General features: G+C 69.8%; 13 protein-coding genes and 1 pseudogene. 7 read left to right on the top strand and 7 right to left on the bottom strand.

Annotated elements, in window-relative coordinates:
- Positions 1 to 181: 181 nt before the first annotated feature.
- Positions 182 to 796 carry a TetR/AcrR family transcriptional regulator gene (locus IG98_RS0142850; RefSeq protein ID WP_051753685.1) on the bottom strand — a complete coding sequence of 205 codons (615 nt, stop codon included), beginning with the start codon at positions 794 to 796 and terminating at the stop codon, positions 182 to 184.
- A gap of 244 nt (positions 797 to 1,040) precedes the next feature.
- On the opposite strand from IG98_RS0142850, the gene IG98_RS0142845 reads away from it, so the two are divergent.
- Both IG98_RS0142845 and IG98_RS0142840 read left to right on the top strand, forming a co-directional pair.
- A complete protein-coding gene (locus tag IG98_RS0142845) occupies positions 1,041 to 1,388 on the top strand; it encodes a nitroreductase family deazaflavin-dependent oxidoreductase (RefSeq protein ID WP_245651950.1) in 348 nt (115 codons plus the stop codon).
- A 300-nt stretch (positions 1,389 to 1,688) separates the two neighbouring features.
- Complete coding sequence (locus IG98_RS0142840) at positions 1,689 to 2,033, top strand: hypothetical protein (RefSeq protein ID WP_030926074.1); 345 nt, start codon at positions 1,689 to 1,691, stop codon at positions 2,031 to 2,033.
- A gap of 3 nt (positions 2,034 to 2,036) precedes the next feature.
- Here the strand turns inward: IG98_RS0142840 and IG98_RS51700 are convergent, their stop codons facing one another.
- The 3 genes from IG98_RS51700 to IG98_RS51695 all read right to left on the bottom strand — a co-directional run bounded on the left by IG98_RS51700 (position 2,037) and on the right by IG98_RS51695 (position 3,596).
- Positions 2,037 to 2,216, bottom strand: a complete 180-nt coding sequence (locus IG98_RS51700; RefSeq protein WP_157594874.1) for a hypothetical protein — start codon at positions 2,214 to 2,216, stop codon at positions 2,037 to 2,039.
- 69 nt (positions 2,217 to 2,285) lie between these two features.
- Positions 2,286 to 2,942 carry a VOC family protein gene (locus IG98_RS0142830; RefSeq protein ID WP_342666903.1) on the bottom strand — a complete coding sequence of 219 codons (657 nt, stop codon included), beginning with the start codon at positions 2,940 to 2,942 and terminating at the stop codon, positions 2,286 to 2,288.
- A 333-nt stretch (positions 2,943 to 3,275) separates the two neighbouring features.
- On the bottom strand, positions 3,276 to 3,596 hold the full coding sequence (locus tag IG98_RS51695) for an MFS transporter (RefSeq protein WP_157594873.1): 321 nt from the start codon (positions 3,594 to 3,596) through the stop codon (positions 3,276 to 3,278).
- 850 nt (positions 3,597 to 4,446) lie between these two features.
- On the opposite strand from IG98_RS51695, the gene IG98_RS0142825 reads away from it, so the two are divergent.
- Positions 4,447 to 4,992: a dihydrofolate reductase family protein gene (locus IG98_RS0142825; protein ID WP_030926070.1), complete on the top strand. Its 546-nt coding sequence runs from the start codon at positions 4,447 to 4,449 to the stop codon at positions 4,990 to 4,992.
- Between the two features lie 7 nt (positions 4,993 to 4,999).
- Here IG98_RS0142825 and IG98_RS0142820 read toward each other — a convergent pair whose 3' ends face one another.
- A complete protein-coding gene (locus IG98_RS0142820) occupies positions 5,000 to 8,047 on the bottom strand; it encodes an AfsR/SARP family transcriptional regulator (RefSeq protein WP_030926068.1) in 3,048 nt (1,015 codons plus the stop codon).
- Between the two features lie 86 nt (positions 8,048 to 8,133).
- On the opposite strand from IG98_RS0142820, the gene IG98_RS0142815 reads away from it, so the two are divergent.
- On the top strand, positions 8,134 to 8,910 hold the full coding sequence (locus IG98_RS0142815; RefSeq protein ID WP_030926066.1) for an alpha/beta fold hydrolase: 777 nt from the start codon (positions 8,134 to 8,136) through the stop codon (positions 8,908 to 8,910).
- A gap of 347 nt (positions 8,911 to 9,257) precedes the next feature.
- On the opposite strand, the gene IG98_RS48240 is transcribed toward IG98_RS0142815, so the two are convergent.
- Positions 9,258 to 10,610 carry a PLL family lectin gene (locus IG98_RS48240; RefSeq protein WP_063766391.1) on the bottom strand — a complete coding sequence of 451 codons (1,353 nt, stop codon included), beginning with the start codon at positions 10,608 to 10,610 and terminating at the stop codon, positions 9,258 to 9,260.
- A gap of 899 nt (positions 10,611 to 11,509) precedes the next feature.
- On the opposite strand from IG98_RS48240, the gene IG98_RS46120 reads away from it, so the two are divergent.
- Positions 11,510 to 13,396, top strand: coding sequence for a sensor histidine kinase (locus IG98_RS46120; protein WP_169750297.1), 1,887 nt, complete (start codon positions 11,510 to 11,512; stop codon positions 13,394 to 13,396).
- Positions 13,393 to 14,043, top strand: a complete 651-nt coding sequence (locus IG98_RS0142800; protein WP_030926048.1) for a response regulator — start codon at positions 13,393 to 13,395, stop codon at positions 14,041 to 14,043. Before IG98_RS46120 ends, IG98_RS0142800 begins: the two co-directional genes overlap by 4 nt.
- Here the strand turns inward: IG98_RS0142800 and IG98_RS0142795 are convergent.
- On the bottom strand, positions 14,040 to 15,143 hold the full coding sequence (locus IG98_RS0142795) for an alpha/beta hydrolase family protein (RefSeq protein ID WP_084196071.1): 1,104 nt from the start codon (positions 15,141 to 15,143) through the stop codon (positions 14,040 to 14,042). The genes IG98_RS0142800 and IG98_RS0142795 overlap by 4 nt on opposite strands.
- Positions 15,144 to 15,402: 259 nt before the next feature.
- Between IG98_RS0142795 and IG98_RS54040 the strand changes: the two are divergent.
- Positions 15,403 to 15,548 (top strand): annotated as a pseudogene (locus IG98_RS54040) (dTDP-4-dehydrorhamnose reductase); the annotation flags it as partial.

The raw sequence follows: 15,548 nt of genomic DNA, 5'->3' as shown, positions 1-15,548 counted from the left end.
GTACGCATCCGCGGCGAGAAGGGCATCCGCTGGGGCGGACGCCCTCTCAAGGCCGCAGCCTGACAAACCCGGCGAACCAATGCGGTCACGGCACTAGATATCGCTGAACGCACCGCTAGTCCCCGCTGCGAGCGTTTCTGGGGAGGGGCAAGGTGAGTCTCACGTAGCGGTGTCGGGGGCTCTACCTCCGGCGAGCTTCGAGCGCATCCAGAATCAGGTCCAGGCCGTAGCTGAACTCGCTCGTGTGGTCGTAGCCCGGCCGCAGGGCGTGGTCGACGATCATTTCTGTGAGGTACGGCAACTCGTCCGTCGGCAGGTGCTCGAGAATGCTGCCGGCCACTTCCTCGACATCGTCCGGCGTCGTCATCGGCAGGTTCGCCTCCTGGAGGACGAACCCACTGATGTAGCTGTCGATGAGCGAGACAGCGTGCGCGGCCATCGGCAGCGTGAACCCCGCCTCGCGGAGGACACCGAGGACGGCGTCGTGGTGGCGCAGCGTCGCCGGCCCCGGGTTGCGACGGGAGTCCATGAGGCCGAGAGCCCAGCTGTGCTGCGACAGGACCGCACGCGCGGAGGAGGCGCGCGCACGGATCGCGTCGCGCCAATCGTCGCACTCGGCGCTGGGTAGCTTGATCGCCGCGAACACCGTGTCGGCCACGCCGTCGAGGATCGCGTCCTTGTTCGGTACGTGGTGGTAGAGCGACATCGCCTCCACGCCCAGTTCCTGCGCCACCCGTCGCATCGTGATCGCCTCCACGCCGCCGCGATCCGCGACCCGGATCGCGGCTTCCAACACTAGAACTCTGCTGAGCGGTTGCCGTGGCGGTAGCGGTGGTGGTGGGGACACAACGGCTCCAGAGTGCGGGCGGGATTGACAACCTTACAATTGTAAGCCAGCCTTACGCTCGTAAGTTTCCTTACTAATGTAAGTCCTCCCGGGTGGGAATCAGCTGGGAGCCCGGCGAACGTCTGACCCACGACGCGCCCCGCCGGAGCGAGGGAAGGAGATGCCGATGCCGATGCCGAGGTGGTGGGGGCACGTGAACAAGCGGGTATTCAATCCTCGCGCGATCGCGGGCGGGACGTGGCCGGTGCTGATTCACGTCGGTCGCATTTCTGGCGCGACGTACCGCACGCCGCTCGATGCGCATCCTGTCGACGGCGGCTACCTGTTCGTTCTGGTGTATGGATCGCGCTCGGACTGGGTGCAGAACGTCCTGGCAGCCGATGGTGCGTGGCTCCGGGTCGACGGGAGGGAGATAGAACTCGCCACCCCACGCCTCATCGGGGAAGACGAGGCGCTCCAGGCCCTCTCCGATGAGGTGGCACGCCCACCGAGGCTGCTCCGTATCACCGAGTTCCTCCGTATGGACCTGGTCGCAGGCTGACGATCGACGTCCAGCGCGGAGCCTCGACCACCGTTACCAACTACTCGCTAAGGACAGCATCGACACCCGGCACCGTGTCGCTGCTGTCGCCTCCAGGATGCGAGCGCGGTCACTGCGATCGGACAGGCGGGCTGCGAGCCTCCGGGGTCGAGGTCACCCTCGTGGTGCACGAGCGCAAGCGGTTCGGCCGCGGCATCGAGCTCGCCGCCCGTACCGAGACCCGCATCGATTTCCCGCTCACCGCGGCGGACATGCCCCCTCGTCGCGGCCTACCAGACGCCCGGCGAGAAAAAGGTCCAGGTGTGGCGGCACTACCCAGAACACACAGACCCGGAAGCCTCGCTCGACGAGGAACTGCAGCAGTCCGCCTTCACGACGGTCAGGGGTAGATCCGGCACCAGGACCGCCGATGCCTGCGCCGAGGGAATCGTGGCGATGCCGACCGCCCCGCTCGGTGGCGCGGCGGCCTGCTACCTGTCCCAGTTCAGCGACGCGAAGACCCGCATCTACAAGCCGGGGGCGGTGTGTCTTTTCTTCGATCGGTGGTCCGGGGCGAAACTGGAGGGGCCGGACATGACCGTGAGCGAGCCGGCCGAGCTGATGTCCCGCCTGCGACCCGCCATCCAGGTTCCGCGCACCCCGTGACCGCTATGGCAGTTCCTCGGTGAGCAGGCTCGCGGCCTTGGCCTGGAGCGGCGACAGCCGGAACGCCACCGGGGTACGGGTGAGCGCCTCGTTCAGGACGACCAGGGTGTCCGGCACCAGCGGCACGTCCGGCGAACCGGGCGACAGATCGGCGTCCCGGCCGTCGACGTACTCGTGCAACAAGCACGATCCACCCCTGCTCCACCGTAGGCGGGGGCGGGGGCGGGGGCGGGGGCGGCAGTGCGGTGCTCCTCAGGGAAGCCACTCCTGCAGTCCGGGGAGATGTCCGAGTTCCGACTCGATGCGCTGCCGGTCGTCGGTGCTGAGCTCCAGACCGCGCAAGTCGGCGGCCCATGGATCGGTGGGCTCACCGAGGACCGTGGCCAGGTCGATGAGCTGGCACAGGGCGATGCCCCGCTCGACCACCGGGGCGTCCGCGCCGTACCTGCGCACCGCGGACTTGAGCGCACGGAAAGCCTGCAGATCGTCGTTCTTGAACTCGCGCAGAATCCGGACGTTGTCCAGCGCCCTGGCCAGCCCCGTCAGCTCCTTCGAGCCGCCGTACTCCACGTCGACCGGCTCGTCGCGCTGGATGAATATGATCGAGTTCCCGGACGGATCCATCAGCGTGAACCGGGACGCGCCCGGCCGGTAGCGGGTGATCCTCGGCAGGCCGGAACTCAGCACCTTCCCGTAAACCCGGCGCATCGCCCCGACGAACGCCGCGTGGTACGACGCCACGGCGTCGACCATGACCAGGCAGCCGCCGGACTCCTCCCGGGCCGGATCCAGCCCCTTGGGCGCCGGCCCGAAGTGCAGCTGGAATCCGCTCAACCGCAGCGCCAGATAGACATAGGGCTTGCTCTGCTTGTAGGTGGCTTCGAACCCCAGCGCCTCATAGAACGCCAAGGTATTCTCCACCGACGCGCACGGCATCAACGGCACCGTCGTCTCGTTCGGCCGAAGCGCAGTCTCACTCACGTCATTCCGCCTTCCAGGTCGTCCGACGAGACTTGCACCCTTCGGCGAAACTCGCACATGGATCGTTCCAGGACGGTGTACGCCAGTCCCGAAGCGCGCCTGGGACATCACCTTCGGGGCTCATCGCGCGGCCCGGACCGGTGGAGCGCCGGGCCGGGTCACCGGCGGGAATCCCCAGCCTGGGAACGCCCAGCAGGCCGGCGGCTCGGCCGGCCTGCCGGTCGGTCTGCCAAGCGACATGAGAGTGTCAGTGAGTCCCGGTCATGTTGTCACGTCGGACGGTGTCGATTCGTCGCCGCGCGCTTGAGCGGGTAGCTCTCGCAATGAGCGCAGCGGTGAGGCACAGGCGATCGCGGTGCCGAGAAGCATCACGCCGCTGCCGATGACGAGGGTGGTTCGGAGGCTGAGCGCCGATCCGAGTAACCCGCCAAGAAGCGCGCCGAGGGGCTGCGTTCCGTAGACGAGGAATCTCCAGGTGGCGTTGGCCCGAGAGAGTAGGGCGGGGGTGATCAAAGCCTGCCGGAGAGTCTGCTGGTTGACGCTGTAGAGCGATGGCCCGGTTCCCCGCAGCACCTGCGCCACGGCCAGAATGGCGAGCGTGAGTGACAGAGGGCTGCGCCGGTCGTGGTGACGGTCGCGTTGCTCAGCATGAGCGCGCTGTTGGCCGGCAACAACTGCTCACGTGGCACCAGGACGGGGGTGAATGACTGAGCGGTCACGGTCTCGAAGAGGCTGCAGATGCCGGCGAGAACCATCACGGCGTACAGATGCCAGATCCGGGGTCTCCCCCTCATCAGCGGCCATAGCCGGACGCTACCGAGGTCTTCCGGCAGATACATCGACGAAGCGATGCCCGGGGCGTGAGCCCGGCCAGAGGTCTCGCCCTCGGTCAGCCGGACGCCCCGGCGAGTCCCAATGGACGGTGTCCGCCCTCACCGCGGCCTCCGGCCTGGTAGTGGCCGCGAACCTCGATCAGGACCGGCGTCCGCGCGGCCGCGGCACGGGCCAGGCGACGCAGCCGCTTGGATCCGCCGACTGCGCCGCGTCTGGGCCACGGCCCCTTGCCGAGGGCTCGACGTTTCCCGGGTTTCGGGTGGTCGCTGCGGTCCCGGGACGTGAGCCGGTCCTCGAGGGGTGGCATCGTTTCTCGTCCTACGCCCTGATCCTTCGCCTCGAACCCGTCAGTCCGGGTCGATCACGGTTACGCGCCGAAAGTCGAGCCGCCTTTCCCGGCCTGGCCGGCGGTCTCTGTCGACGGCTCGTGATCGGGGCGGGCGGGCACGTGGTCGGCATGCGGCGTCTCCTCTCAGCAGTCCGCCGCAGAGCAGCTCGCGGTCATGCGTGGGGAGGTAAGGGCACCTGAAGCAAACCGTAAGCGTGGATCGGCAGAGTTCAGGCCGTAACCAGCGAGCACACGCCCCAGGAGGAAGCCATGCGCAAGGTCATCGCCTCGACCTACATCACCCTCGACGGTGTCATCGAGAACCCGCAGTGGACCACGCCGTTCTTCGACGACGAGGCCACCGCGTACGCCGGCGAGCAGATGCGGGCCGCGGACGCTCTGCTGATGGGGCGCCGCACCTACGAGGGTTTCGCCACCGCGTGGCCGCAGGTGGAGGAGACCGAGGACAGCGGCGCCGCCGAGATGAACGGCATCCGCAAGTACGTCGCCTCGACCACCCTGACCGACCCGAAGTGGAACAACACCACGGTTCTGAAGGGCGATCTGGTCGAGGAGGTCACGAAGCTCAAGGCCCAGGACGGCAAGGACATCCTGATGTACGGGTACGGCCCGGTCGCGCACACCCTGCTCAAGGCCGGCCTGCTGGACGAGGCCCGGTTCTGGATCCACCCGGTGTTCGTCGGTGGGGACACGGTGACCACGCCACTGGCCGACGTGAAGGCGACGCTGGCGCTGGCCGACACCAAGGTGATGAAGAGCGGCGTGATCATCGCGTCATACCGCCGGGCGCGGTAGACCCCGATCAGACCAGAGCCCGGCCCTCGCCCGGGCTCAGGTCGCGTCCGGCGGCGACCAGCGCGTCGAACCGCTCCCGGCCGAGCGCGGCGATCAAGCGGCCGGTGATCCGGTCCAGTTCGTCCCGCTCGGCGGGCGCGGCGGCGAACTCGACGGCCCGCCGGGCGGCGGCCGCGGCGCCGAGCAACCGGGCGGCGACCTCCGGCACGGAGTAGGCGGCGGCCGATGCGATGCCTTCGAGCGCGCCGATCGCATCCCGCGGGGCACCCATCGCCTGCGCCACGTCGAACGCCTCGACATGCCGGGCCAGCCCGGCCGCCGGGTCGCCGCCCTGTTCTGCCGCGTACCCCAGCTCGACCAGCACCATCGGCAGGAACAGCGCCGGCTGCGCGTCCCGGCGGGCCAGCTCCGCCAAGTGCTCGAGGTGAGTGGTGGCGACGTCCAGTCTGCCGTCACGGCGGGCGGCGAAGCCAAGGCTCAGCTCGGCGAACACCACGACGCCCACCGAGTCCTGCTCGCCCGCCAGCTTGTACGCCCGCTCCGCCAGCTCCCGGGCCTGCACGTAGTCGCGGGTCTGCACCGCGAGCCAGGCCAGCCAGGACAGTTTGCTGCTCACCTCGGGCCACAGCGACAACTCCTCGGCCCAGCCCAGGCCTTCGCGGTGCAGGGCGGCGGACCGGTCGTACTCCCCGGTCAGCTCGGCCAGGCCACCCACCCAGTCGCTGGCCCGCAGCCTGCCCCAGCGGTCACCCAGCTCGGCGAAGATCTCCGCGCAGCGGGTGCCGTCCCGCCCGAGGGCGGCCAGGTCACCGTCGGTGTGCGCCAGTTTGGCCCGGCTGCTCAGCACGGCCGCCTCGGTCCACCGGTCGGCGGATTCTCCAGCGGCGGACAGCAGCTCGGCCGCCAGGACCAGTTCGCTGCGGTCGATCAGCGCGGCGGCCACGAACCAGGTGCCGCGGCTGTCGTCGTACGCGGAGATGTCCGCGGTTTCCATCTGGTCGCCCTGCAGCAGCGCGAACCCTACCCGCCAGGCCGCGGCCCGGGCCTGTGCGGACATGTCGCCATCGAGCGTCAGAGCATGGCGGGCCTCGGTGAATCGGCCGCGCAGGAACCAGTACCAGGTCAGCGCGTTGGCAAGGCGCAGCCCGCCGCCGTGCGCGAGCGCCGACCGCAGGTTGGCGTTCTCGGTGTCCAGTCTGCACAACCACTCGGCCTGGGCGGGACCGCGCAGCTCGGGGTCGGCGCGTTCGGCCAGACCGGTGAAGTACGCGGCGTGCCGGGCGCGGCCCGCGGCCGCATCTCCTGGACGGCCGATCTCAAGGCGGTCGAGGCAGAACGCGGCGACCGACTCGAGCAGCCGGTAGCGCGGGCCGGCCCCGGTGTCGTCCATGACCACCAGGGATCGGTCGACCAGCCGGGCCAGCACATCAAAATCGGCGTCGCAGACCGCCTCGGCCGCATCCAGAGTGCAGCCGTCGCTGAACACCGCGAGCCGGGCCAGGATCTCGCGGTCCGCGTCGTCGAGCAGGTCCCAGCTCCAGCCGATCACCGCGGCCAGGGTGCGCTGCCGGGCCGGCATGTCCCGCTGCTGGGTGGCGAGCAGTTTGAACCGGTCGTCGAGGCGCTCCACCACGCCGGCGACGCCGAGCGCGCGGACCCGGGTCGCGGCCAGTTCCAGGGCCAGCGGCAGGCCGTCCAGGCGGCGGCAGAGCTGCGCGACGGCCGGCGCGGTGCGGTCGTCCAGCCGGAAGCCGCGCTGCTGGGCGGCAGCGCGGGCGGCGAACAGCCGGGCCGCGGCGGACCGGCGGACCGCGTCCGGGTCGCGGTCGTCATCCGGCACGGCCAGCGGCGGCACCTCCCACACCAGTTCGCCGGTGAGGCCGAGTGGTTCCCGGCTGGTCGCCAGCACGGTGACGCCGGGAGTGTCCCGCAGCAGCCGGGCCACCAGGCCGGCGGCCGGCTCGATGACATGTTCACAGTTGTCCAGCACGAGGAGCAGCCGCCGTTGCCGGACCGCGGCGAGCAGTCGGTCGGTGGCCGGGACGCTGGCGCCGGCCGCCTCGTGGATGTCCAGGGTGGCGAGGATCCGGTCGGCGACGCCGGGATCGCCGGGCGGGAGCGCGGCGAGTTCGACCAGGTGGACGCCGTCCGGGTACGCCTGTTCGCGGGCCGCCTCGGTGGCCAGCCGGGTCTTGCCGACGCCGCCGGGGCCGGTGAGCGTGACCAGTCGCCGCTCCGGGATCAGCGTGCGCAGTTCGGTGAGCGCCTCGGCCCGGCCGACCAGTTCGTCCAGGCGGGCCGGGATGCTGTTGCGGATCCGGGCCGCCCGGGGTGGTCCGGTCAGGCCGGCGTCCTGCGCCAGGATCCGCCGGTGCAGGGCGACCAGTTCCGGGCCGGGGTCAAGGCCGAGTTCGTCGGCGAGGCGGCCGCGCAGGTCGGCGTAACTCTCCAGGGCCTCGGTCTGGCGGCCGGCCGCGTACAGGGCGCGCAGGTGCAGGGCGCGCAGGCCCTCGCGGAGTGGGTACCGGGCGACCAGGTCGGCCAGGTCGGCGGCGGCCAGGTCGTGTTCGCCGCGGGCCAGGCGGGCGTCGGCGAGGCGTTCGAGCACGACGAGGCGCTGCTCGGCCAGCCGGATGGCCTCGGCGCGGACGTACTCCTCATCGGCGAAGTCCGCGTACGGCTCGCCGCGCCACAGCCCGAGCGCCTCGGTCAGGTGGACCGGGTCCCCGGCCGCAGCCAGTTCGGCGAAGCGGTCCGCGTCGGCGGTCGCTCGCAGGAGGTAACCGGGCGGGCGGGACTCGACCAGGTCGCGGGCGCCGGATTCGGCGTCGTTGAGCGCCTTGCGGAGCTGGGAGACCCGGACCTGCAGGGCGCCGGCCGCGTTCGCCGGCGGGTCGTCACCCCAGAGGTCGTCGATCAGCCGGTCTGCCGAGACCACCCGGTTGCGATTGGCGAGCAGGTCGGTGAGGAGCGCGCGGACCTTGACGCCGGGCACGGTTACCGGCTCGCCGGTGTCGGTGGTGACGGCGAGCGGACCCAGGACGCCGAACCGCATGCGGGCCACCCTACAAGCCGTAAGCCGGCCGTAAGCGGGGCGGCGCACGGTGTGGGTGTCAGCGAGTTCGAGAAGGGATCACGGTCATGAGCTACGCACCCGTCAACGGCCTGGACATGTACTACGAGGAGCACGGCACCGGCGCCGGTCGGCCGGTCGTCCTGATCCACGGAGCGCTGTCCGGGATCGGCACGTCGTTCGGCACGATCCTGCCGTGCCTGGCGAAGACCCGCCGAGTGCTCGCGGTGGAACTGCAGGCGCACGGGCACACCGCGGACATCGACCGCGATCTGACCGTGGAGGACCTCGCCGCCGACGTGGTGGCGCTGCTCGACCACCTCGGTATCGAGCGGGCGGACGTGTTCGGCTGGAGTATGGGCGCGGCGGTCGGGCTGCGGCTCGGCACCGACCACGCCGACCGGGTCGGCCGGCTCGTCCTGGCATCGGTGAGCTTCGACGAGGGCGGCCTGTACCCAGGCCTGCTGGACGGCATCCAGGACCTCCGGCCGGAGCACCTGCACGGCTCGGAGTTCCACGAGGAGTACCTGCGCACCGCCCCGGACCCGGCCGGTTTCGCCACCCTGGTGGCCAGGGTGAAACGGCTCGACGGCGACCTGCCGCAGTGGTCCGCCGACCGGATCCGGGCAGTCGCCGCGCCCGTGATGATCGTGCTGGGTGATTCGGACATCGTCCGGCCGGAGCACGCGGTGGAGATGTTCAAGCTGCTCGGCGGCGGGGTGCCTGGCGACCTGACCGGACTGCCGCAGTGTCGGCTGGCGATCCTGCCGGGCACCACGCACACCTCGATCCCGCAGCGGGCCGAGTGGCTGGCCCCGATGATCGACGAGTTCCTGGACGCCTAGCGTTCCTTCCAGCACATCCTGGCCCGCCAGCCAGTCGTAACGCTAAATATCCACTCGATCACACTGTGACATCACAGGCATCGACGTGCGAACCGCCCTCTCAGGCCGATAGGCCAGACCTGCGACCTGTTGTCCATGCAGGCCAGAGGCATATCCGTTGGACTTCCGGCCAAAGCCACGGGGACCCCGGTCTGCGGTGTCGGGCAGGAGGTGGTACTCCTCCAGCAGGGCGCGTGCGGCGTCGTTGTCGCTGACGGCGCACTCCCAGATCACCTGCTCGCCGTCGCTGGTGATCTGGAAGGCGAAGAACGCGCAGTACGCCGTTTCGCGGGCGGCAGTGGCGGCTTCTACCCGTGACCGCGGTGGACGCAGAAGAGCTGGTCTTCGGTGCCGTAGGGTTCGCGGTAGGAGACGATGGCGGGGCCTTGAGCGCTCAGGTGGCCGGGCAGCCGGGTGTCGGGGCTCCAACTGGAGCCGTTGAAGCTGGTCCACCACAGGCTCTGGTCGCCGGAGCCGCGGTGCACGCAGTACAGCCTGTTGTTGAAGACGGCCAGGGCAGGGCCCTCCGCACTCCGGTGGGCGGGCAGCCGGCGGGCGGTGCTCCAGCGCGTGCCGTCGAAACTGGTCCACCACAGGAAGTGGTCAGAGCCGCCGCCGCGGAACACGCAATACAGCACGCCGGCGTAGACGGCCAGAGCGGGGTTGGAGGCCGTGAAGTGGCTGCCGAACGGCTGGTCGTTGCTCCAGCTGGTGCCGTTGAAGCGGGTCCACCACATCTGATCGCTGTTGGCGTCCCGGTAAGCGCAGTACAGCATGCCGTTGAAGGTCGCCAGGGCCGGGCCTCGGCTGGACGCACCGTTCATGCGGGTGTCGGGGCTCCAGCGGTTGCCGTCGAAGCGGGTCCACCACAGGCGCCTGTCGTTGCCGCCACCGCGGTGCACGCAGTACAGGAAGTTGTTGTAAACGGCCAGGGCAGGGCCGTCGGCGCTGCGATGGGCGGGGAAGGCGATATTGTCGCTCCAGCCCTCATTGCTGCCGGGGTCGTAGGCGGTCCACCAGAGCGATTCGTCCTGGTCCCCGCGGTGCACGGCGTACAGCCGGCCGCGGAACTCCGCCAGCGCCGGATTGGACCTGGACAGGTGGCCGGGGAACCTCTCGTTCTCGCTCCAGTTGTGGGAGGTGTTCATGGTCGTCCACCACAGCGAGGTGTCCTGCCTGGGGGCCAGAGAGATGGGGAGGAGCATCCCCGGGGCGAACCAGGGCGACACCAGCCGACAACCGTGGTCCCTGCCGACGATCTGGATGATGAGAGAGCGGATCTGGAAGGAGAGCTCGATCAACCGGCCGAGCGTCCTGGGACGGATGGCGCTGGCCACGATCTCCCCTACCAGCTCCGAGATCTCGGCGGCGGCTTGGGCGGCTGCGGCGTTGAGGACGATCTCAAAGCCCCACCATCTCGCGTTGGCGTACACCGCCCTACCGTTGGCGTTCAGCTGCGCCTCGATCTGGCGAGTCCTGTCTTGGTCGGCTTGGGGGAGCCGGCTGGTCTGCTCCTCGAATTCCTTGCGGGCCTTGTCCAGATACTCCCGGGAGATCCGCTGCGCCTCCTCGTGGGAGACGGAGTACGAGATGGCCTGCCGAGCGGCGAGGGCGTCGGCCTCGGCTCTGGCTTGGTCCTGGCCGGTGCTTTCATCGGGCATGCGATCACGTCCCATTTCGTAGGAGGATCCGTCGCGAAGCTCGTCAGCGGCCTTGAGTATCCGGCGGTGCCCCGCTGCTGGCAAGAGCGTGCGGGTGGCCGCAAGCGGCCACGGGCACAACGGACCGTCTCGGGCCGGTTGGATGCGTGGTCGTAGGTCACTGGGCCTCCGCCGTCCGGTCCGACGTCGGCAGCGGTTTCCAGACGCAGCGGCTTGTCTGTGTCGTGACGGGGTCGGGGCAGCGTGAACAGGCCAGGGTTCGGCTTCAATCAGGACGCCTCCGGCGGGCGTGTGTCGGGGTCCCCATGGCTTCGGCCGGAAGTCCAACGGATATGCCTCTGGCCTGCATGGACAACAGGGCTCAGGTCTGGCCCATCAGCCTGAGACCTCTGCATAAGCGCAGGTGAAAGGCATATCCGTTGGATCCCGCGCCATTACTACCGGAACCCCGGAATCCCGGTGGGTTCAGTGTCCCTGAGCCTCTGCTTTCGGCTCCGGAAGACACCGCCCCGACGCCCTGCACAGTCTTCCGCGACCTGCGACGCAGCGGTTTACCGCCAATGACTGTCCCGCTGTTCCTCAACCCCGGACATGCACGGCGACGCACGCAAGGAGCAGCGTCGTCGCATGGACGGGGCGTAGATCGTGCAACCGGGCCGCAGGAAGCGGATTCTCCTAAGGAGGAGTGCGCGACCCGCCGGGCGGATGATGGCCGGTGTACCTTTGGCCGATCACCTGACGAGGCCGTCACCGGTGACGATGAACCCATGCGAACTATCGTCGCTGAGGTCGCCGCCTTCGGGCTCCTGGCAGCGGCCTCACCCGCCGGTCACACCAGCTGTGCCCGCGTGGGACGAGTCTTCATATGAGCTGCGAGGGTGGCTATGTGGTGGATCAGCTTGCTCGCAGCCGTCGTTCTCCTGTCGTACGTGGCCTACCGGTGCACGGCGAGCGTGACGGCGTGGAGTGCCGCGGCCGCGATCGTCGCGGCCACGGGTGTCGTCGCCGTCCTCGGCCGGACTCCGCTGGAAATCGTCGGCACGGCGCTACTGGCCGTGGGGCTGGGCGCGACGAGCTGGGCCCTGGGCAGGTCGGCCCGGCTGCGCGGGGCGCGACGCCGGGCGCTGGCGGCCTACCGCTCGGGAGAGTGGGCAGTGCCCGGCCTGGCAGCGGCCTCCGAACGGCACAGGCTCGCCGCCGACCTCCATGACACCGCGGCGCATCGGCTGACCGGCATCATGATCGGCGCTTCGTCCGCGCTGCACGTCGCCGACCCCCGGCTGAAGGCCGAAGCGAGCGCGCACGCGGCGACGGAGGGGAGGTTGGCCGTGGCCGAGCTCACCCGGCTGACCGCCCTCGATCAGCGGGCGGCGCGAACCGACCTGGCAGAGGTCGACGCGCTGGTCGCAGGATGGCCGGGGCGGCCACCGGTCTATCGCAGGAGCGTGGAGTCCGCGCCGCCGCTCATCGCCGCGCTGGCCTTCCGCGTGGTGCGCGAGGCACTGACCAATTGTCGGCGCTACGCTCACGGAGCGCGCGTCGAGGTGGGCCTGGCACGGCGGAGCGACCGGCTAGTGGTCACGGTCGACGACTGGGGACGTGCGGAGACGGACGAGCCGTTCGCCGGGGGATGCGGGAGCGGCCTTTCGGTGCTGCGGGCCGACCTGGCGGCGGCGGGCGGCTCACTGTCGGCCGGCCGGTCGGCACGAGGCTGGTCGGTGCGTGCGGAACTCCCTCTGACCATCAATCAGACCGCCACCGAGAGGCCGGGCGGCAGGCTGCACACGTGGGCACTGGTGGGGTTGGCCGCTGGGATTCCGGTGGGCGGGCTGCTGATACCTGGGGCAGGTCCTCCGCTGTCCGCGCCAACGCTGGTTCCACTCCTACCCCTGCTCGTCGTGCACGCCCTGGCACTGCGTTTCCACACACACCGGCCGGTCGTGGCCGTGCCCCTGGCCTTGTCCATATATCCGCTCCTGGTGGCGGCGCGATGGGCGGGCTGGCCGGTGCCGTCAGGCGGGGGCTTCTTGTGGAGCGGCTGGGTGGAGTTGATCATGATGTATGGCATTGGCGCGGCGAGGCGGCTGCGAAGCTGGCCGGCACCGGTGGCGGTGGCGGTGACGGCCGGGGCGGCGCTGGCCTGGAGCCCGGAGATCACCGGTAACCGCGTGGGCGTCTGGGCGGTGCTGAGCGTCTGCCTGTTGATGCCGATGGCGGGGGTGTGGGCGGCAGGCGTGGCGATCACGACCAGGCGGGCCGGTCGTCATGCCGCCGCCGCCGTGCGCCATCACCGGTTGAGCGAGGAAGCGGCACGAGCGGAGCGGGCCAGGGTCGCCGCCAGGCTGCGTTCGACGGCGTTGCTGCGCGCGCAGGCGGTGGTGGCCGCCGTGGACCTGGAGACCGTGATGGTCGAGGCGCGCGCAGGGCTGGACGCCCTGCGGAACCTGCTCGATGAGCTACGTAGCCCGGTGGGGGAAAATGCCCCGCCCCCGTGCCTGGCCGGGATCACCGCACTGGCGGCCCGCCACGAAGCGGTCGTGCGCTTTCTCGGCGAGCCGCGCCAACTGCAGGGAGCTGTGGAGGCGACAGCGTTCTGGGTCGCCCGCGAGCTTCTTGGTCACGATGGGATGATCGTGGTGAGCTGCCTTCCCACTGGGGTTATGCTCTCGGGCATGGCGGATGCGGGGGCCAGACGACGGCTGCGGGCGGTGGCCGACGCGGCCGGCGGCGGCCTGGCCCGCCGTGGCAGGTGGGTGCGGATCTGGCTGCCCGAGGTGGGCGTGTGATCCGGGTGCTGGTGGCCGATGACCAGGCGATGGTCCGGGCCGGGATCGCCGCGATGCTGTCGGTCGAACCCGATATCGAGGTGGTGGGCCAGGCCGCCGATGGGGCGGCGGCGACCGCGCAGGCCATCACCGAGGTTCCGGACGTCGTGCTGATGGACATCCGGATGCCCGGCACCGATGGCTTGTCGGCCACCGCCACGATCACCCGCCGACTGCCGGCGGTCCGCGTGGTGATGCTGACCACGTTCGGGCTGGAGAAATATGTTCACACCGCGCTACGCGCGGGCGCCTGCGGTTTCCTGCTCAAGGATGCCGAGCCGAGGCGGGTGATCGAGGTGGTCAGGCTGACCGCGGCGGGCCAGTCGTTCCTCGACCCGGCGATCACCTCCCGGCTGATCAAGCGCTTGGTCCCACACCTGCCATCACCCGCCCCCGCGCTGAACACGTTGACCCCGCGCGAAGATGACGTGCTGTGGCACCTCACACGCGGCCTGACCAATGCCGAGATCGGCGCGGCCTTGGGCATCAGCGCCACGACCGTCAAGGAGCACGTCGCCTCCGTCTTGGCTAAGCTCCAGGTCCGCGACAGGCTGCATGCCACCATTTACGCCTACGAGAGCGGCTTCATCTGGTCGCGTGAGCCCTAACGGGCGATCACCTGCACCTCGGGAAACCGTGAGGAACGCCTGTCGAGCAGGTCGCCTTTGCGCCGTAGATGCAGATCGAAGAAGGCCATGGTGTAGGCGCGGGTGACGGCCACGGAACGCGCCGCCGACAGTGTGCCGTTTACCGCTCGCAACTGCTCCTTTGACAGGCCGATCACCGGCGCCGCCTGCTCGTACAGCAGCGGCAGGTCGGTATAGGAATTGTGCTTGACACCCTTGGTCTTCACGTGCAGCCGCCAGCCCTTCAGCCGGGACCAGAAGGCCTTCTGCCCGCGGATGGGCTTGTCGAAGATCTCGGCCTCCATGAGCATGTACGGCTTGGCCAGTCCTTTGGCGGCCACCTTGCCGAGGGCGGGTCCGTCCAGGTTCAAAACCGCCTTGACCCGCCGATCCTCCAGCATCGTCGCGGCGGCCGTCGCTCCTCCCGCGGAATGGCCGAACATGCCGACCCTGCTCAGGTCGAACGCGCCACGCAGCCCCTCCGGGGGCTTCCGGCCTTCAACATCGGGGTTCTGCCCCTTGTTCAGCTCCTTGAGCCGGTCCAGCACGAATCGCGTGTCGGCCACCCGCACCTTGATCTCTTCGGCCTTCTCGTCCAGCCGACTCACCGGGACCGGCTTCAGGACACGGCCGGTGACCGTGCCGTTGGGGAACTCCACCTCGCCGGCATCGCCCGGATGATCGATCGTGACCACCATGTAGCCCCAGCTGGCCAGTTCTTCGACCGTGGCGGTGTTCATGGAACGGTCGGCGCCGTTGCCGGGTGAGAACAGTACGACGGGCAGCCCTCGGCCCGCCACAGGGGCCCCTTCTCGGCCATGGGTCAAAGGCAGGCTGACCGCCGCAGGCGAGAGGCTGCTGTTGCGGTAGAAGGCCTCGGCGGCGCGAGGCGGCAGCCAAGGCGCAGCGGGGTGGCCGTCCGGACGACGGGTGGGGTACCACAGGCTGATCATCAGCTCACGCCGGTCATGTGCCTTGATCCACGGGTCGGCCCTGGAGCCGTCACGCAGGTGCAGCGCGACAGTGCCGATCTCGCGTGGACCTGTCGGCTGGGGCAGGACCACAGTGACGGGCTTTGACATGGCCTGTACGGCGGGCCCGGTGAGCAGAAGGCCGACGGCCACCGCAGAGGCCACGCCCCGTCTGAGCAATGCGCAATTCATAACGGCCACGCTAGGGAGACTCGCTGTCCAGAAACTCCCCACCAGAGATGATTTTGGGACTCATACGAATGAAGGAAGCACCCCTCCGCCCGGAGGGGAGGTCAAGGCCCGCTTGAGCTTGGCACTGAGGGCACTCCCCGCTACCTCGATGTGCAGCGTGCGACCTGCTACGGGCGTCATCACCCCGTATGGTGCGGCCAAGGCCGCCGCCGAGACAGCGGTGAACGCGATCGTGCCGACTGCGGTGACAGCCCGGACGTCCCTGATCATTGGCGACGGTGACTCCCCGCACGAGGCGCTGGTGCGTTCACTGGCCACCGGCAG

Source organism: Streptosporangium amethystogenes (assembly GCF_000721075.1).
Classification (GTDB): domain Bacteria; phylum Actinomycetota; class Actinomycetes; order Streptosporangiales; family Streptosporangiaceae; genus Streptosporangium; species Streptosporangium amethystogenes.
This window is presented reverse-complemented; position numbering and strand designations above follow the sequence as displayed.